Annotated in this window: 19 protein-coding genes; 10 read left to right on the forward strand and 9 right to left on the reverse strand. The window is 68.5% G+C overall.

The window, feature by feature from the left end; genetic code table 11:
* The first annotated feature begins 3 nt into the window (after nucleotides 1-3).
* The gene (locus tag H483_RS33520) at nucleotides 4-768 is read left to right on the forward strand and encodes a hypothetical protein (protein WP_031265053.1); all 765 of its coding nucleotides are present in this window, start codon (nucleotides 4-6) and stop codon (nucleotides 766-768) included.
* A gap of 89 nt (nucleotides 769-857) precedes the next feature.
* Nucleotides 858-1274, forward strand: a complete 417-nt coding sequence (locus H483_RS33525) for a PaaI family thioesterase (RefSeq protein WP_017837732.1) — start codon at nucleotides 858-860, stop codon at nucleotides 1272-1274.
* A gap of 53 nt (nucleotides 1275-1327) precedes the next feature.
* On the opposite strand, the gene H483_RS33530 is transcribed toward H483_RS33525, so the two are convergent.
* Complete coding sequence (locus H483_RS33530) at nucleotides 1328-2752, reverse strand: NAD(P)/FAD-dependent oxidoreductase (protein WP_017837733.1); 1425 nt, start codon at nucleotides 2750-2752, stop codon at nucleotides 1328-1330.
* Nucleotides 2753-2977: 225 nt separating this feature from the next.
* Between H483_RS33530 and H483_RS33535 the strand changes: the two genes are divergently transcribed.
* Nucleotides 2978-4318 (forward strand): class I SAM-dependent methyltransferase, encoded by a 1341-nt coding sequence (locus tag H483_RS33535; RefSeq protein WP_017837734.1) that lies wholly within the window; start codon nucleotides 2978-2980, stop codon nucleotides 4316-4318.
* A 9-nt stretch (nucleotides 4319-4327) separates the two neighbouring features.
* Nucleotides 4328-4807 (forward strand): nitroreductase family deazaflavin-dependent oxidoreductase, encoded by a 480-nt coding sequence (locus H483_RS33540; RefSeq protein ID WP_017837735.1) that lies wholly within the window; start codon nucleotides 4328-4330, stop codon nucleotides 4805-4807.
* Nucleotides 4808-4868: 61 nt separating this feature from the next.
* Here the strand turns inward: H483_RS33540 and H483_RS33545 are convergent, their stop codons facing one another.
* A complete protein-coding gene (locus H483_RS33545; protein ID WP_017837736.1) occupies nucleotides 4869-5348 on the reverse strand; it encodes a MaoC family dehydratase in 480 nt (159 codons plus the stop codon).
* A gap of 141 nt (nucleotides 5349-5489) precedes the next feature.
* On the opposite strand from H483_RS33545, the gene H483_RS33550 reads away from it, so the two are divergent.
* The 3 genes from H483_RS33550 (at nucleotide 5490) to H483_RS33560 (ending at nucleotide 8946) form a co-directional block, all read left to right on the forward strand.
* Nucleotides 5490-6272 (forward strand): thioesterase family protein, encoded by a 783-nt coding sequence (locus H483_RS33550; protein ID WP_017837737.1) that lies wholly within the window; start codon nucleotides 5490-5492, stop codon nucleotides 6270-6272.
* Between the two features lie 227 nt (nucleotides 6273-6499).
* Entirely contained in the window at nucleotides 6500-7927 is a 1428-nt protein-coding gene (locus tag H483_RS33555) for a hemolysin family protein (RefSeq protein ID WP_202959122.1), read from the forward strand.
* Nucleotides 7927-8946 carry a CNNM domain-containing protein gene (locus tag H483_RS33560; RefSeq protein ID WP_017837739.1) on the forward strand — a complete coding sequence of 340 codons (1020 nt, stop codon included), beginning with the start codon at nucleotides 7927-7929 and terminating at the stop codon, nucleotides 8944-8946. Before H483_RS33555 ends, H483_RS33560 begins: the two co-directional genes overlap by 1 nt.
* Nucleotides 8947-8967: 21 nt before the next feature.
* Here H483_RS33560 and H483_RS40610 read toward each other — a convergent pair whose 3' ends face one another.
* Nucleotides 8968-9873, reverse strand: coding sequence for a GNAT family N-acetyltransferase (locus H483_RS40610; RefSeq protein WP_017837740.1), 906 nt, complete (start codon nucleotides 9871-9873; stop codon nucleotides 8968-8970).
* 127 nt (nucleotides 9874-10000) lie between these two features.
* Nucleotides 10001-10354, reverse strand: coding sequence for a hypothetical protein (locus H483_RS33570; RefSeq protein WP_017837741.1), 354 nt, complete (start codon nucleotides 10352-10354; stop codon nucleotides 10001-10003).
* A gap of 213 nt (nucleotides 10355-10567) precedes the next feature.
* Between H483_RS33570 and H483_RS33575 the strand changes: the two genes are divergently transcribed.
* Complete coding sequence (locus H483_RS33575) at nucleotides 10568-11509, forward strand: potassium channel family protein (protein WP_202959123.1); 942 nt, start codon at nucleotides 10568-10570, stop codon at nucleotides 11507-11509.
* Nucleotides 11510-11536: 27 nt separating this feature from the next.
* Here the strand turns inward: H483_RS33575 and H483_RS33580 are convergent, their stop codons facing one another.
* Nucleotides 11537-12040: a DUF309 domain-containing protein gene (locus H483_RS33580; protein WP_017837743.1), complete on the reverse strand. Its 504-nt coding sequence runs from the start codon at nucleotides 12038-12040 to the stop codon at nucleotides 11537-11539.
* 114 nt (nucleotides 12041-12154) lie between these two features.
* Between H483_RS33580 and H483_RS33585 the strand changes: the two genes are divergently transcribed.
* Nucleotides 12155-12937 (forward strand): alpha/beta fold hydrolase, encoded by a 783-nt coding sequence (locus tag H483_RS33585; protein ID WP_017837744.1) that lies wholly within the window; start codon nucleotides 12155-12157, stop codon nucleotides 12935-12937.
* A 254-nt stretch (nucleotides 12938-13191) separates the two neighbouring features.
* Nucleotides 13192-13572: an SRPBCC family protein gene (locus H483_RS33590; protein WP_017837745.1), complete on the forward strand. Its 381-nt coding sequence runs from the start codon at nucleotides 13192-13194 to the stop codon at nucleotides 13570-13572.
* A 201-nt stretch (nucleotides 13573-13773) separates the two neighbouring features.
* Here the strand turns inward: H483_RS33590 and H483_RS39250 are convergent, their stop codons facing one another.
* The 4 genes from H483_RS39250 to H483_RS33610 all read right to left on the reverse strand — a co-directional run bounded on the left by H483_RS39250 (nucleotide 13774) and on the right by H483_RS33610 (nucleotide 17435).
* Nucleotides 13774-14001, reverse strand: a complete 228-nt coding sequence (locus H483_RS39250) for a hypothetical protein (protein WP_152428017.1) — start codon at nucleotides 13999-14001, stop codon at nucleotides 13774-13776.
* 440 nt (nucleotides 14002-14441) lie between these two features.
* Nucleotides 14442-15992, reverse strand: a complete 1551-nt coding sequence (locus tag H483_RS33600) for a hypothetical protein (RefSeq protein WP_017837747.1) — start codon at nucleotides 15990-15992, stop codon at nucleotides 14442-14444.
* Entirely contained in the window at nucleotides 15976-16326 is a 351-nt protein-coding gene (locus tag H483_RS33605) for a helix-turn-helix transcriptional regulator (RefSeq protein WP_017837748.1), read from the reverse strand. Before H483_RS33605 ends, H483_RS33600 begins: the two co-directional genes overlap by 17 nt.
* Entirely contained in the window at nucleotides 16323-17435 is a 1113-nt protein-coding gene (locus tag H483_RS33610; protein WP_017837749.1) for a site-specific integrase, read from the reverse strand. The genes H483_RS33605 and H483_RS33610 overlap by 4 nt, the downstream gene beginning before the upstream one ends.
* Nucleotides 17436-17709 lie beyond the last annotated feature (274 nt).

Consider the following 17709-nt stretch of genomic DNA (forward strand, 5'->3'; position numbering starts at 1 on the left):
GACATGACCAGTTCCATGCTGCCCACACACGCGGTGGGTTCGTGCACGGTGTTCGACGACACCGTCGAGGTGCTCGCGGGTTTCAGGCCGGGATACCCGAAGTTCTATTCGATCGCGGATCTCGGTACGCAGTCCCGCCGCCGGTGGGTTCCCCTGGAGCGAGCCGTGGACGGCGGACGGGTGGAGACGATGTTCCGCGACTACTTCGCGGAGTCCGGGGACATCCGATTCTCGACCTATCTGGTCGCGGACGCGTTCGCCCACGGGGTGATCGGCCGCGCGGTCGCGAGCTTCGTCACCATCGGCCGGGTGTGGGACACCGGAGCGGAGAACCTCGCGGTCCGTACCGATATCGAGGGGGGGCTCGACTGGGCGGGTGTCCGCGACACCACGTTGCGGGTCCTGGGCGACGACCCGAGGGCGGGTTCCCCGGGGACGGTGGTCCTGCCGTGCGAACAGGCGCTCGCCCACTGGCTCGCCTGTCGTTCGCGGATGACGCTGGGCCCGGTGTTCGACGGCCTCGCCCGTGTGAGCAACTGCAGCGTCGAGACCCTGTGGTCGGTGGTCGGGGAGTGCGTGCTGGGTGCCGCGACCATCGTCCCGACCTTCGCCGACTCGAGCGCCGAGACCGGGTACCGCCGCGGCCAGTTCGTCCTGCAGGCGCTCCACGACTCGGGTCTCGCGGTCCGCAAGCGCAGCGCGCTCCCGCGGACGCCCGGAGCGGGACCGATCCCGGTGCGCGACCGGGGCTGGCGCTCGGTCCGCTGAGCACGTCCGACTCCGCGCGACGGGCGCGGAGGCGCGGTAGCGTCGGTGCCTGAGTCGCCCGGATCGCCCGGGTCGGGAGAAGAGGTCCGATGTCCGAGACGGTCGACAACGAGTTCATCACGATGATCCGGGCGGGAGCCGGTGCGGGTTTCGGTGGCGGGATCGGGATGGAGTACCTCGAGATCACCCCGGACAGGGTGGTCGTGTCGGTGGCGGTCGGACCGCACCTGCTCCAGCCCTACGGGATCGTCCACGGCGGCGTCTACTGCGCCATCGCCGAGGAGGTCGCGAGCGTGGCGGGCGCCGTGTGGCTCGGTGGTGAGGGCAAGGTGGTCGGGGTCAACAACTCGACCGACTTCCTGCGGGCGGTCACCGAGGGCACCCTCACGGCCACCGGCATCCCCGTGCACCGCGGCCGCACCCAGCAGCTGTGGCGGGTGGAGATCACCGGTGACGACGGACGGACCGCCGCCGTGGGTCAGGTCCGGCTCGCGAATCTTCAGTAGGCGGGGCCGGAGCCCGGACACGCGCCCGGCCGGATGCCGCCGGGCGCGTGGCGTCACTCACTGATCGACGTGGTCTCCACCGCCCGGTCCCGGTCCTCCTCCGCCGACCGGGCCTTCTCGTGTTCCGCGACCCGCTCGATCGCCTGCCGGCCGTAGACCCACTGTTGGGTGGACGTCAGCTGGGAGCGGTGGTCGCCGCCCATGTTCATCCCCCAGGAGAACATGGTGGTGAGGCGGTTCTTGAAGCCGATGAGGTAGGCGAGGTGCACGACGAGCCACATCACCCAGGCGATGAAGCCGGAGATCTCCAGCCTGCCCATCTTCACCACCGCGCTGTAGCGCGAGACGGTGGCCATGGAACCCTTGTCGAAGTACTTGAACGGCTGGCGTTCCGCGGGGGACCGGCCCTTCTCGACCTCGGCCGCGATCTGCTTCGCGGCATACTTGCCGCCCTGGATCGCGACCTGCGCGACCCCGGGGAGCTTGTCGAGACTCATCATGTCACCGACGACGAAGATCTCGGGGTGCCCGGGCAGCGAGAGATCCTTCTGCACAAGGACGCGTCCCGCGCGATCGATCTCCGCCTCCGTCTGGTCGGCGAGCATCTTGCCCAGGGTGCTCGCCTGGACGCCGGCGGACCAGATCTTGCAGGTGGCGTCGATCCTCCGGACCGACCCATCCGGGTCCTTGACCTCGATCCCGAGCTGGTCGACGTCGGTCACCATGGCGTTGAGCTGGATCTCGACGCCCATCTTCTCCAGCCGTGCGCGAGCCGCGTTGCCCAGCTTGTTGCCGAACGGCGGGAGGACGGCGGGGGCCGCGTCCAGCAGGATCACCCGGGCGGAGGCGGGGTCGATACGGCGGAACGTGTTCTTCAGGGTGTGCTGGGCCAGCTCGGCGACCTGCCCGGCCATCTCGACACCGGTCGGCCCCGCACCCACGATGATGAACGTCAACAGGCGGCGGCGCTCCTCCTCGTCCTCGGTGACCTCCGCCTGCTCGAAGCATCCGAGGATCCGGCTGCGCAACTCGAGCGCGTCGTCCACGGTCTTCATGCCGGGGGCCCACCGCTCGAAGTGGTCGTTACCGAAATACGACTGATTGGCGCCGGCGGCCACGATCAGGCTGTCGTACTCGAGGTCGAACCTGATGTGGCCGGCGGAGGCGAAGACGGTCTTGGAGGCGACGTCGATCTTGGTCACGTCGCCGAGGATGCAGGTGACGTTCTTCTGATCCCGCAGGATGAGTCGGGTGGGCGGGGCGATCTCGCCCACCGACAGGATGCCGGTCGCGACCTGGTAGAGCAGGGGCTGGAAGAGATGGTGCCCGGTCTTCGCGACCAGGGTGACGTCCACATCGGCCTTCTTGAGCTGCTGGGCCGCGAAGAGCCCACCGAAGCCGGACCCGATGATGACGACGCGGTGCCGGCGTCCGGCCGGTGCGGTGGCGGTGACCTGGTCGTGTGCGGGCTCGGTCATGGCGGCTCCTGGTGAAGGTGAGGCTGTCGCGGTGAGCGCGGGGGCTCTCCGATCGGTGTCCTCGGCGGGTCGCGCGCGGGGACGACTCCTCAGGGTAGTGGTATGCGCACGCCGGTGCACACGTGGCGGGCTCGCCGCGGTGACCGATCCCCCCGTCGCGCCTGACCCGCCCGGGCGACGTGCGGCGGTACCGTCCCACTGACGTCACCCCTGAGGAGGGACCCGGTGGTCAGACTCGAACCGCAGACCGTGGACCTCGACCGTTGGCCCGCACTCGAGGCGCCCTCGGGTCCCGGCGGTCAGTCCGCCGTGGAGGTCGCGCAGGCCCTGAGGCGGTCGGCCAGGGAGATCGGTCTGAGGATCGACTACCCGGACTCGACGGCGGCGGGGGAGTACGACGCTCCGGCCCGGGTGGTCCTCCGTGATCCCGAGCGGTTCTGGGCGCGGCTCGCCTCGTCCGGGGTCCTCGGGTTGGGCGAGTCGTACATGGCCGGTGAGTGGACGACCACCGACCTCGGCGCGGTCATCGGGATCCTCGCGCCGTGGATCGCCGGGAATCCCGACTGCGCCCACCCGGGTGAACGGGCCTTCGGGCGCGACGGTCGCGCGACCCCCGGCGGGGGGCGTAGGCGAGGGGGACCGGTGGCGGTGGAGCTCGAGGATTCCGTTCCCGGTGCCCTCACGTCCCTCTACACCGACGAGACGATGTCGACGGGGGGTGCGGTGTTCGCCTCCGGAGCGCGGACCCGGGTTCGGATGGACGACGGAACCGACGTGGTCCACCTGGAGGCCCCGGCATCGCCTCCCCGGCGCAACGATCTGGGCGACGCCCAGCGTCGATCGGTCGACACCCTGCTCACCCTGGCGGGGGTTGGCGCCGGCTCTCGCGCCCTGGTCGTCACGCCCGGGTGGGGTGAGGTGCCGATGCGGGCCGCCGAACGTGGCGCTTACGTGCGGACGATGACCGCCTCGACCGAGCGACTGTCCGCGCTCGGGTCGAGATTCGCCGCGGCGGGGCTCCGGGACGAGATCACCCTCTTCCTGGGGGGACCGGCGGACGCGCGGGGGAGTGTCGACGCGGTGGTCGCGGTCCACCCCGGGGTCACCGCGGGCGTGGCCGGTTACCTGGAGGTGGTGGACACGGCCGAGAGGCTGCTGGTCGATGGCGGCAGGCTCGCGATCTCGGGAGTGGTGTCCGCGGAGCGCCCCAGGCCGGCGGTCGTCGAACTCGCCGCTTGGGGTTCGCGGTATGTCTCCGACGCGGGCCCGGTGGTGTCCTGGACCGAACTGGCCGCGGCCGTCGAGCGCTCTCCTCGGTTACGCCTGCTCGGTCGGATCGAGGCTACGGCCCACCATGCCGAGACGGTGAGGTTGTGGTCTGAGACGTTCGCGCTCCGGGGGCGGGATGCGGCGGCTCTGGGGTTCGATGCCGTGTACCGCCGGATGTGGGCGTTCCACCTCGCGGCGCTGGAGGCCGGGCTGCGGCGGGGGTGGCTCGAGTCCGTGGAGGCGGTCGCCACGGCCAAAACCACCCTGAACCGTCGAGAGGTGACGCCGAGGTCCTAGGGTTCGTTCATGAGCAACTTCCTCACCCCGGTCGCGATCTGGTTCGGTCGTCAGGACGCCACGCGCGAGAACTCCCATCTCGTGGTGACGGTCGACAAATGGATGAACAGGATCTCCGGCGGGCGCGTTCCGCTGCTCCGGTTGGCGGGACTGCCCACCCTTACACTGCATGTCCCGGGGCGAAAGACCGGTGAGCTTCGGGACACGCCACTGCTGTGCGCGTCGTGGCGAAACGGACTGGTGATCGTCGGTTCCAACTGGGGCGGCGATAAGGCGCCGGCGTGGGTGTACAACCTCCGTGCGGCGGGGGAAGGGGAGGTCTCCATATCGGTCTACGGCGCCAGGCTCGTCGTTGACGTGCGAGAGGTGCCGGAAGCCGAGCGGGCCTCGGCCTGGGACGCCGCGGTGACAGTGTGGCCGAACTACGAGATCTACGCCACGCGCACGACCAGGCAGCTGCCGATTTTCCACCTGACTCCCCGGCTCTGACCGTCACCAGCTCTGACCGTCACCCGCTCTGACCGTCACCGGTTCGGATCGAGGGTCCCGGTCATCGCCGGGCGACCATGTTGAGCGCGGTTGCCGTGAGAACCGGATCTCCGTCCTGATTGATCAGTGTCACATCCGTGGTGAGCACTCCCCGGTCCGGTTTGCTCCTCGAGGGGCGGACGCCGGTCGTCTCGCAGATCAGGGTCAACCGGTCGCCGGGGCGCAGGGGCCGGACCCAGCGCAGTTCGTTGATGCCGGGTGAGGCCAGGCTGGCGACGGCGGTGAGGTAGTTGTCGGCGAACAGTCGCATCATGAGTGCGGCCGTCTGCCAGCCGCTCGCGATCAGCCCTCCGAAGGGGCCGTCTGCGGCGGCCTCGGGATCGGTGTGGATGCCCTGCGGGTCATACCGACGGGCGAACTCCACGATCTCCTCGGCGTCCACCGACTCCTCGCCGAAGCGGTAGACCCGACCTTCCCGGTAGTCCTCGAGGTACCTGTCGTCCGGAGGGGTGTCGAAGGTGTCGTACTGCTTACCGGTCATAGAGGACTCCTTGTCGCGGGAACGGGCTCGTGAGTGCAGGGAGAGTCAACCGCACGCGGGTGACGACCGGTGCGGATTCGCGGCCGGACCCCTCCTCGCGTGGTAGTCAGTTAATGACAGTTCACCCGATGGGAGGCAGGCGTGGCGTACTTCGAGCGACTCGGTGACCGACGGTTCCACCCGACCCCGCACACCACCGGGGCATGGGACCCGGCGGTGCAGCACATCGGCCCGTCGTTCGGGCTGCTCGTGCACGAGGTGGAGCGTGACCTACGGCGCCGACGGGACGACCCCATGGTGCTCTCGCGTCTGACCTACGAGATCCTGGGCACCGTGCCCATGGACCCGGTGGCGGTGGATGTGCAGGTGGTCAGGCCGGGACGCACCATCGAGCTCGTGGAGGCGACGTACGGTCTCGCGGATCGCGTGGGGGTCCGTCTGCGCGCCTGGTTTCAGCAGCCGAGGGACACCACGGGGCTCGAGGGCGTCGGGTTCGACCCGATCCCGGGGCCGTCCGCCATGGAGCAGTGGGACCCCACCGCGGTCTGGCAGGGCGGTTACCTGGCGTCCGCGGAGGTCCGCCGGGACTCGGTCGGGCCGGGGAGGGCTCGCTACTGGGTGCGCACCGACGTCCCGCTGGTCGCAGGCGAGTCGGTGGGCGGGCTGGCCCGGTCGGCAGCACTGTTCGACATCGCCAACGGAATGGCGGTCCGCGCGGCTCCCGAGGACGTGCAGTTCCCCAACATCGACCTCACCGCCCACCTCTTCCGCGAGCCACGAGGGGAGTGGGTCGGGTTCGACACCCGGGTGAGCTTCGGTCCGGGTGGGCTCGGGCTCACCTCGAGCACCCTGCACGACGAGTCGGGCCCGATCGGTACCCTCGCGCAGACCCTCACCGTCCGCCCCGTCACCCCGGGACGGTGACCGCGGCCGGGGAGTCGTGGTCCCGGGGGGCGGATTGCGTCATACTCGGGGAGTCATCCACATCGACACACGAAACGGAGTGTGTGAGAAGCCCTGATGGGTACCCCCTCTGAAAGGACCGGGTCGGACGACGACCCGGGGCCTAGTCGCCCTCCTCGTTCTTCTCAGGTCCACGGCGCTCGAGTGCCGACACGGCGTCTCCCGAGGGGGGAGGTGGCCCCGTGGTCATGACCCTTCTGATGTTGTTGCTGGGGATCCTCGCGATCCTGGCCATCATCGCTGCGAACGGCTACTTCGTGGCACAGGAATTCGCCTACATGTCCGTGGACAGAAACAGGCTCAAGGCACTGTCCGAGGCGGGAGACGTCGCCGCCCAGCGGGCACTGAGGGTCACGCAACGGACGTCCTTCATGCTGTCGGGTGCCCAGTTGGGCATCACGGTCACCGGCCTGCTGGTCGGGTACGTGGCCGAACCACTGGTCGGTGAATCGCTGGGGACCCTCCTGGGCGGGGTCGGAGTCCCCGCGGCGGTGAGCGTCACGGTGGGCACCGTCTTGGCGTTGGTGGCCGCGACCGTCGTGCAGATGATCTTCGGCGAGTTGTATCCCAAGAACCTGGCGATCGCGAGTCCGGAGCCCCTGGCCCGCGGTCTGGCGCGGTCCACCACCCTCTACCTGACCGTGTTCGGCTGGCTCATCGTGGTGTTCGACCGGGCGGCGAACCTGCTGCTCAGGTTGGTCGGGGTCACACCGGTCCACGATCTGGACTCCACGGCGACCGCCGAGGATCTCGAGCGAATCGTGGCGGACGCCCGGGAGAGCGGCGATCTGCCCGAGAACCTGTCGGTCCTCATCGACCGGATCCTGGACTTCCCGGATCGCACCGTCGAGCACGCGATGATCCCGAGTCCCCAGACCAGCGTGGTGGGCCCGGATGACACCGTCGGAGAGGTTCGGACGTTGATGGCCTCGGGACACACGAGGTATCCGGTGGTCTCGGAGACTCTGGAGCCGCTGGGGGTCGTTCAGTTGGCCGACCTCCTCCGCGTGGGAGCGAAGGTCGACACCCCGGTCTCGGAGATCATGCGCCCACCGGTGGTCCTGCCCTCGTTGATGTCCCTGCCCCATGCGCTGTCGACGCTGACCCGGTCGAAGACGCAGCTCGCGGCGGTGGTCGACGAGTACGGGGGCTTCGCGGGCGTGTTGACGATCGAGGATCTGGCCGAGGAGTTGGTGGGGGAGCTGACCGACGAACACGACACGGAACCCGAGTCGGTCATCGCGGTCGTGGACGAGGGGATCTGGCGGATGGACGGTGACGTCCACGTCGACGAGGCCGAGAGATCGCTCGGTCATGAGCTTCCGCACGGAGATTACGAGACCATGGCGGGGTTGACCATCTCCGCTCACGGCGAACTCCCGGAAGTGGGTCAGACCGTGCGGGTCCAACTGCCGATCGAGCCCCGGGAACTGATCGCCGAGACACCGCTTCAGTTCGCCCTGGAGATCGAGGTCCTCGAGGTGACCCGGCTGGTCCCCGGCGAACTGCTGGTCCGGTTGGTGGACTCCCAGGAGGAGCACTCCGGGCGTCCCGGGGGCGACGGACACCCCGCGACGGGACACGGGCTCGAGCCGGGACGGGGGGAGGAGCAGTGATGGACAATCCACTCGTCGTCGCCGCGATCACCGTGGCGTTGATCGTCCTGAGCGCCTTCTTCGTGGTGATCGAGTTCGCGCTTCTCGGGGCTCGTCAGCACCGGCTCGAGAAGGACGCGGAGGGGAGCGCCTCGGCGCGGGCCGCCCTGCGGGGGATCAACGAGCTGACCGTCATGCTCGCGGGCGCCCAGCTGGGGATCACCGCCTGCACCTTCGCACTGGGCGCGGTCACCAAGCCGGCCGTCGACGCCTGGCTCGGGCCTGTCCTCGCCTCCCTGGGCGCGCCGGTACAGGTGGCCGGGGGCGCCGCGTTCGCGCTGTCACTGCTGTTCGTGACGTTCCTCCACCTGGTGGTGGGGGAGATGGCCCCCAAGTCGTGGGCCATCGCGCATCCGGAGTTCTCCGCCAAGTTCATCGGGATTCCCTCCCGGGGCTTCATCTGGGTCTTCCGGCCGCTCCTGCGGTGGGTGAACGAGGTCGCGAACCGACTGGTCTCCGCCAGCGGTGTCACCCCGGTCGAGAGGGCCGCGGTGGGAGGTCAGGATGCCGCCACGATCCGGCAACTCGTCGAGCATTCGGCGTCGGTCGGCGCCCTGGACGAGACGTTCAGTTCCCCGCTGACCGGAGCGCTCGGCCTCGATCAACTGACGGTGGGGTCACTCGTCGACACCGACAGGGCACCTACCGCGGTGGCCGCGGAGGCCACCGTGGCGCAGGTCCAGGAGGCCGCGGCTCGGACGGGACACATGCGCATCCTCCTCCTCGACGGGGATTCCACTCCGGCGGTGGTGCATGTGCGCGACACGCTGATGGAGCAGGAGGGCCACCCGGCGCGGGACCTGGCCAGGCCGGTGATGCTGCTCGACACCCGGACGCCGGTGTACGAGGCGCTCGCGGTGTCGCGGGAGCGGAGCGAGCAACTCGCCGCGGTCATGGATCACGACCGGTTCGTCGGCGTGATCACGATCTCGGACATCCTGCGCCACATCCTTCCCGAGGAGTCCGGAACCGTCGGCTGACGCGGCGTGAACCCTCAGGGGTCAGAGCTGTCGCAGGTAGCACCGCATCCCGGAGCCGGTGTCCGGGTCGTGGTCGGAGAAGCCGTGACGTTCGTAGAACCGCCGGGCGCCGAGGTCGTCCGAGTCCACGTTGATGAGTATCTCCTCGCAGCCGCGCCGTCGGGCCTCGGACACCGACCGGTGCAGGACCCCGGTTCCGATGCCGGCGGCCCTGAGGTCCGGACGAACGTAGAGGTCCTCGAGCTGGGCCAGGGGACTGTCCCAGTACGGGGTCGGGCGAAGGGTGAGGAAGGCGAAGCCGACATCGGTCCCGGCCTCGCGGCCCCGGGGGAGTCCGGCGACGACGGCGAGGACGTCCTCGCGCTCGAGGAGTCGCTCGAACCGTGTCGCCGCCTCTGCCGCGCTGGGGGTGGCGCAGTCGAACTCGGTGTTGAAGTCGTGGAGCAGGCGCCCGAGTGAGGTCGCGTCCGCCGGACCCGCCACGCGGATGTCCACCTGCGCGGCGGGACGCGCAGAAGACGGGGGGACCGGAATACGTTCCCCCTCGAGGAGGCCCTTGAGCCGATCCAGGTCGGCTGCCACGGTGGCGGCGTCCTGCTCGAACTCGTCGTCGTCGTCGGAGAGCTGACGGACGGTCATGACCACCTCCGCGCCGTCCGGATGGGGCAGGACCCGGAGCGGATTGTGGACCGTCGCGCCGTCGGGCAGGGTGACCTCGTGGTCCAGGATCCCGAAGTCGTTCCTGGGGACGAATCGGACGCTCACCCTCCCCATGGGGGAGTCGACGACCAGGGTGTCGCCGTCCACGGAGGCCTGCGCGGTGGCCAGTCCAGACGCCCAGGTGGCGAGCTTCGTGTGGTCGGAGGCGAGGTCGTAGACATCCGCCGGGGAGCGGTGGATCACCGTGCTGACGTGGCGCGTGCGCATCTCGTCAGTGTCCGTCACTCGCCGGCACTGCGCCAGGGCTTCGGCGTCAGGGGTTCGGCGCCGGGGGTTCGGCGACAGAGCTCCCGCGTCGGGACACCGTCTCCGGGACACCGCGGTCGGGATCGGCTCAGGCGGAGGGCGGATCGGTGTGGCTGCCCGTTCCCTCGATGCCGGTGACGGTGGTGAGGAGGAAGACCGAGTCCTCCAGGGCCGTGACGGCGTGCCGGTGGTGGGTGAGGGCGTGGAGTTCGCCGGCGCCGATGTCGACCGTGGTCTCGCCGGTCACCCGCACCGCCCCCCGGAGCAGGTAGAGGCTCGCTGCCGGGGGAGAGTTGTGCTCCTCGAGTTCGGTGCCCGCCGTCAGGGCCAACAGCGACTGGCGGAGAGGTCCTTCGTGGACGATGATCTCGGCGTGTCGGCCGTGCGGGGCGTCGGCAGCTCGGGCGAGTATGCGATCGGCGGTGTCGTTGACAGTGGTCATGGGTCGATCTCCCAGCCTTGACGGGTGCGTGCCCCTGACGCTACGCGCATCCCCGGGGCCCGGACCCGTGGAGACGGAAGCGTGTGGCGCGGATCCCGCGCAAGGCCGCACCCGGTGGCGTCCGGCCCGTCGGCTCGGGCCGCCCATGCACCCGAGACGCTGCCCGCCAGGCGAAGGGATAGCATCCGGGCACGGCGCGCGGTGCCGAGGGGCGTGAGGACGACCCTCGACGTCCGCCGGGTGGGGCCACCCTGTGCCACCCATGACTGCGGCCCGCCGCCGCCCGTTCACACCGTGGTCGGCGCCGGGATCATCGCTCTCGGCCTGATGGACGTGTTTCGCGCGCTGATGCACTCACGCAGCGAGGCGGCACTCAGCAAGGTGGTGTTCTCCGCACTGTGGGCGGTCTCCCGGCGGTTCGGGCACCGTCTGGGCTCGATCGTGGGCCCCGCGGGGATGGTGGTCACTGTCCTGGTCTGGGTGTTGCTGCAGGCAGTGGGGTGGGCGCTGGTCTACCTCCCGCACGTCCCGGACGGATTCGACTACTCCTCCGGAATCGACCCCGGTCGATACCCGGTCGCCGCCGAGGCGCTCTACGTGTCCCTCGTGACCCTGGCCACCCTGGGGTTCGGGGACGTGGTGGCCACGGAACCTCTCATCCGCGTTCTGGCCCCGGTGGAGGCACTGACGGGGTTCGCGCTGCTGACCGCGTCCCTCACCTGGTTCATGCAGATCTATCCGCCGCTCTCGCGTCGTAGCGCACTGGCCCTGCGGCTCCACGGATTGGCGGAAGCGGACTTCGCCGCGGCGGTTCGAGACCTCTCCCCGGACACCATCTCGCGGGTGACGGAGGGCCTCGCCACGGAGATCAACGTCGTGACCGTGGATCTGACACAGCATTCGGAGACCTACTATTTCCAGGAGGCCAATCCCTACCAGGCGTTGTCCCGCCAGGTGCACTACGCGCTGGAGCTGTGTGATGCCGTCGCGGAGGTCGACACCGTGGAGGCGCGTGTCGGGGCTCGTACCTTGTCGGCGTCGCTGGACCGCCTCGCGGTGCCACTCAGACAATTCACCGGCCGGGAGGGGGACGCCGGAGTCCGAGAGGTCCTCGCCGCGTACTCCGCGGATCACCAGCGGGCCGCGCGCGGCTGAAAGGCCGTCCCGAACGGTGACGAGGCCCTAGCGCGGACGTGGCCCGTGCTTCAGATGCGGTCTCAGTCGAGGGGGAGCGGGGACTGTCCCTCGGCGGAGTTCGGTGATGAGGTCGCTGGCATGGGTGACCAATCCGGCGGCATCGATCCCGTGGGGTGCCGGGCCGTCCCGGCCACCGATACGGTCGGCCGCACGCTCGAGTAGCGCCAGGGCCCCCGTGGTGTTGCCACGCTGGATGTGGGTGATGCCCACTGCCAGCTGGGCGAGGCCCTGCCAGAGCTCCCGCTCGTCGGCGGGGGAGCTCTTCCACGCGCCTTCCAGCACCTCGTGCGCGTGGAAGGCGAGGCCGCGGTCCAGCAGGTCCTGCGCCCACGCCAGCGATTCGTCGGGGGGCAGGTCCAGGTCGTCGGGAATGCGCTCGACTCCGACGCTCCCCGGTGGCAGAGGTCGGCCGAGTTCGTCGCGGGGACGCGCGTTGCGCGCGCGGCCGTCCTCGTCACGATCGCGGTCGATGCCGTCCGGGGTGCGCATCTCTCGATCGTCCCATCCGTCGTCGCCGGTCTGCCACCTCGGACCCGGGCACCGGGCCCCGATCGTGGCACGTTGCCCGCGACCTGTCCGCCGCGCACTCCGTAGGCTTGACTGATGACGTTGCATCATGTTCGACGCGGTCAGGGCAGTCCACTACTTCTCGTACACGGCCTCGGCGCGGGGTGGCGATCGTGGGAGCCCATCATCGACGACCTGGCCGCGAGCCGGGAGATCATCGCGGTCGACCTGCCTGGGTTCGGCGAGTCCCCTCCGCTCGACGGTGAGGTCTCCATAGCGACGTTGACCGACGCGGTCGCCCGGTTCATCGACGAGTCGGGCCTGCACGGGGTCTCCACGGCCGGGCAGTCGATGGGTGGGCGGATCGTGCTCGAGCTGGCCCGGCGCGGCGTCGGTGGTGACACCGTGGCGTTGGACCCCGGTGGATTCTGGAGCGATCGTGAGCTGGCGATCTTCAGCGCCACCCTGCGACCGTCGATCGCCCTGGTCAGCGCACTGCGCGGAGCGCTTCCGGTTCTGCTGGGTAATCCGGTGAGTCGGACCGCGCTGCTGGCGCAGCTCTCCGTGCGCCCCTGGGCCCTGCCGGCGCGGACCGTGCTGCCCGACGTGGCGGGACTGGCCGACGCGCCTGGGACGGGCGCGGCGATGGACGCGCTGACGAAGGGCCCGAAGCAGCAGGGCGCCCCCGCGGGCTCGGTCCCGGGACGGGTCACCATCGGTTGGGGTCGCCGCGATCTGGTGACGCTTCCGGCCCAGGCTCACCGAGCCGCGCGCGCGTTCCCCGACGCGACACTGCACTGGTTCGATCGGTGCGGCCACTTCCCGCAGTGGGACGCGCCCCGGGAAGCGGTTCGGCTCATCCTGGACCGGACCAGCTGACTCGGCGGGTTCCGCTGGGGTGTTGTGGTGACCACCGTCGACGGTTGCGCAAGCGCGGTGCTCTGCCTCCATGGGGTGATGATCCGTCGCGTCCGCGAACAGGGGAGTCCGCTGTCGCCGGGGTGGAGCGGCCCACCGCGAGAAGTTGGCGGACAGGGCCGCGAGCTGAGGGGCCGGGCCGGACGATGACACACCTCGCATCCGCCACGTGGCTGAGTTCGATGATCAGAGTCCGCACGACTTTTCGGCGCGGGATGTGGACGACCGAACTGCGGATGAACGTGGACCCGGAGACCGTGTGGACGGTCATCACCGATGTGCGGTGTTGGCCGCGATGGGGGCCCACCGTCTCGGATGCCCGGGTCGACGGCGACTCCGGCTTGACGGCCGGTGCGCGGGGGACGGTCACGACCGTGGCGGGCCTGTCCCTGCCGTTCGAGATCACCGACTTCGTTGATCGGCGACTGTGGGCGTGGAGGGTGGCCGGTGTGAATGCGACCCGGCACGAGGTCATCGGAGTGCCGGGCGGTTGTGTCGTCAGCTTCGGGGCCCCGGTCTGGGCGGCGGGATACCTACCGGTGCTGGCTCTCGCGTTGCCGCGGATCGAACGGATCTCGGTCGAACGAGCTCACTGAGACGGGTCGGCGTCGGTGGGGGCGTGACGTGAGCACGAGGCCGTGAGCATCTGACCCATGGGCTGCAGAGATTCTCCCGCAGCAGGTCGGGGTTCTTGATGGGAAAGTGCGTTATCCGATTCTTCGGAGATCATGGGCTGCGGAACCCGTCGTCCCGGAGCGCCCGTCGCTGCTCGCGGAGTATCTGTTGGCGTTGTGTAGCTAGTTGCCGTGGCCGTTGAGGTTATTGAGGATTTCTTCAGTGGCCGCGCCCGGTGGTATGGCGACCATCATTTGATCGCCTCGCAGTTCGCCTTGCACTCGGACAGCGGAGACAATCTCATCGCCGACCTTCATGACGAGTCGAGTTTGGTCTCCAGCCTGGGAAGCCTCGTTCGTCAATTTGCGAGCCACAGTTGCTCCGTCATTGTCGAGTGTCACGTTGATCATGTCGAACTCTCCAGAAGACGGTGCACTGCTGGCGGAGTCGACGCCTATGCGCTCAAACGCCGCGGGGGCGACGAGGATGTGTTCGTCATTGAGAGGGATGCACTGTGGGTCTGACCCGGGGGCGCATGTCTGGGAGATAGCTAGTTCTAATGTGCCCGAAGCCGCGGTCGCCGCCTCGTTCGCGGCCGGTGGTGCAGATGTTGGTTGCTCCCCGTCCGTGCCTTCGGGTGAACAGGCGGTTAGCGCCGCTAGGAGCGTGATGACGAGGGCGTGCTTTTTCATGAGGCGAGTCCGGGCATCTTCCTGCTGGTGGGGCACTGCTTACGGAGGCTGATCCTTCTTGGGCACCCTACTGATGTGCAGGGTCGGGAGGGGCCATTCACGGCGTTCACGATCGTTGCTGTTCGTGAGTCGAACTGTGCTGTCGCAGCCCTCGATGATCAGGGCTGTTGGTGCTTCAGGGCGATGTAGTCAGCCATAGGCGTTCCGGAGCGTGCTGCGTGCTGGGCGATGATGCCGGGGCTGTAGCCGAGGAGGTCGATCAGGCTGCGGGCGTCGAGTTCTTGACTCAGGTCGCGAAGAGTGGCGTTGCGGGCCCGAAGAGCGTCGATTCCGAGAACTTTGAGGCGTTTGGAAAGTGTCCCTGGATGGAGGTGTTGACCTGCGGTTCGACCGGGGAAAAGCCACGGTGTATCGGCGTTGATGGTGTTCTGGTTTCCGGGGTTGGAGAGCTGGTTCCAGAACAGTTCGGTGAGGGCTTCGGGGACTTGCGCGGCGTGGGTGCCGAGTGTGATGCGCATTCCTTCGGGAGCGGCGATGAGGCGGTCTCGGCGCAGCATGACGATCTTGTTCAAGGGGTGGGCCCAGAGCAGGAGGATGAGTCCGGCGACGCGGGTGGCCGGGATGACGTTGCGGTGCTCGAGGCAGTTCCGAACGAGCTGGATACGCTCGGTCTGGGTGATCATGGGCGTGGTCTGGGCCTTACGAAACGGCACATCAAGTGTCCCTTTGGGGTGCCCTTGCTGGTTATTGAGCCATCGGGCGAAGTTGCGGATGTGTTTGCGCGTACTGGGGCCGTCGCTGAGGTAGTCGTCGATGTGGTGCTGGCGCATCTCGCCTGCCGGTACGTGATGATGTTTGTGCAGCCAGATCAGGAATTTCCCGGCCTGGGTGATCTCCTGCTTCGCGGCGTGGATGACGGTCTCGAGGTTGGTGCCGGGGTCTGTGGCTTTGGCGCGGATGCGGTTGAGGTGCTGCCAAGTTGCGTAGCGTTCAATGAGCTGGCTGGTGCCGTCGTCGGGAAGGTCGGCGATTCTGGTGGCAAGCCATTGTTCGAAACGCACGAGAGTCTCGTTGCCGCGTTCGGGGATCATGCGGTGGTGGGTGAGCAGGGCACGCAGGTGATCGACGGCTCTGGAGTCAGGAAGCTGGTCAAAGGCGTCGTGGGTCAGTGGAAGTTCGCGTTCACCGATCGCCTCCAGGAGGGCTCTGGCCTTGCTTCCGCGCATGTAGGTGTAGATGCTCTCTGGCCGTTCGCTGCTGGTGAGCAGGCCGATGAGGCGGTGGAGCCGGAGGTCGTCGCCGGGTTTGAGAACCGCGTCGAGGTCGTCGTGCAGGGCGCAACGGATGCAAAGGCCGGCGCGAAACCGTTCGGCTTCGCGGTGGCAGCGGGTGCAGGTCAGGGCGGTGGTGATGCGGGCGCAGTCACGGCATATGGGCTGATTGTCGGGGGAGCGGCCGGGGAGCATGCGGTGCTCGGCGCAGTCTGGGCAGGTGCCGTAAGTGTGGGTGGCTTCGGTGAAGCAGCGTCCGCAGATAGCTCCGTCGGGCCAGTGGAGGCGAATCTTGGCGACCTGCTGGTGGCAGCGGTCGCATCGGTGGTCCCCGGTCGAGCGGGGGCGGCCACGTTTGTGCTGTTCGGCGAGGCCGGTCACGGTGGGTGGCCGTGCGGATCCGTTGCCGCCGGTGGCGGGCCTACCGGTGTGGGCCATCGTCGTCGAGGATGCGGGCGCGGACGGGCCGGAAATCGCGCAGGTCGGCGATGTCGTCGCCGGATGCGGCCTGTTGTTGGCGGCGGGTTCGGGCGTCGGCGGCGGTGTAGGTGATCAGGTCGTTGGGTGTGACGTCGAGGGCGTCGCAGAGAGCGACGAGCACCTTGAAGGAAATGCGCTCGGGTTCCTGGGCGACGATGCGCCAGACGGCGTTGGGCGTCAGGGTGATGCCGCGTTCGTGCAGGAGCTCGGCGAGGTCTTTGGCGGTGTGCACGCCGCGACGTGCCATGATCTCGCGGACCCGCCAGGTGTAGCTGATGTCGCGTTTACTCATGAGTTCTTCTCCGATGCGGGTAGCCCGAGCGCTGCACTGATGGTGCGCTCGTGTGCTCGTTCCAGGGCCAGGCGTTGGTAGTCGGGGGAGGGCAGCGAGTAGATGGACGTCGTCGCGGCGTGTTCGTGGCCGAGCTGGAGCTGGACGAAGGTGACATCGAAGTTGTCGCCGGTGATCAGCTGGGTCGCATACGAGCGGCGGAAGGAATGCAGGTCGAGTCCGGGAGGGAAACCGAGTTCGTCGACGAAGGACCTCAGCCGGCCGATCAGGTGCGAGGCACCGACCAGGGCGCCGCTACTGGTGGGGAAGCAGTCGGTGACAGGGTGCCCGTACCGCGGTAGCCCGTGGCGGATCCACTGGTCGATCATCTCGGCCGACCATGGCCACACGGTCAGCACGGAGCGCACCTTCTTCGCAGAGCCGCGATGCGGCTTTCCCCAGCGCACGCGTAGGACGCCATGGTCGCCGAGATAGGGGGCCCGGCTGTTGCGGGAGAAGTCCACCACCTGGAGATGGCGCAGCTCATTGGATCGCAGTCCCCAGCTGTAAGCGGTCTTGAACGCGATGGCATCGCGCCACGCTGCAACGGCTCCTTTGCGGCCGGAGTCCAGGATTCGCTCGACCTCGAGGTCGGCCAGATCGAACAGGGCCTGCAACTCGTGCTGGGTGAATGGGCGCTTGGCCGGGCGTGCCTCGGTGGGCTCGGAGTGAGTGACGCGGTTGAGTTCAGTCACGACCTGGGCGAAGACTCGACCGAACTGGGTCGCGCTGAGATCGGACCAGTCGTAGCGCGGATCGCAAGCAAAATCGCAGAACAGCTTGATCGCGCCTTGGTAGGAGCGCACAGTCCCGTGCGAGAGGTTCCGCACCGCACGGGCGTGAGAGAAGAAATCGTCGGCGTCAGCCAGAGTCCATTCCCACGGATAATGCCCCGAGAAGTCCACGAGATTCAAAACCGCTTTGCGGCGGGTGCCGATCGTGGCCGCCGCGAAGTCCTTTGCCCGCTGCTGGCGGGCCCACCCGTCCAGGACGCTTTCCAGGAAGACGTCCGGGTCCGGGGCCTGGTCACCGAAAACAGCGAACGTTACGTTGTCGTCGTCGTGGGTCATGGTGACCCTCCTCAAAGCCCCGAACGTGATTGCGAGTTTCGCACACAGATTGCTTTAACCGCAATGGGCGACAAGGAAACGCCAGCTCAGGGGTGCTCTGTGCCCGCTCGAAACAGACCTCGCCCATGGCGAGCACGTCGCCGCGGCCTGCCGCACCAACGCAAGCGATATGCAGGTCGGGGCTAATTCCGGGAAAGGGTCAGATGCTTACCCGAGCCTTCACTATGTGCGGAGAGCGCAGATAGGGTCCTTTCAGGTGGAAGGTCTGCGTATT

Origin of the sequence: Dietzia sp. UCD-THP (genome assembly GCF_000349585.1) — a bacterium.
Lineage (GTDB): Bacteria > Actinomycetota > Actinomycetes > Mycobacteriales > Mycobacteriaceae > Dietzia > Dietzia natronolimnaea_A.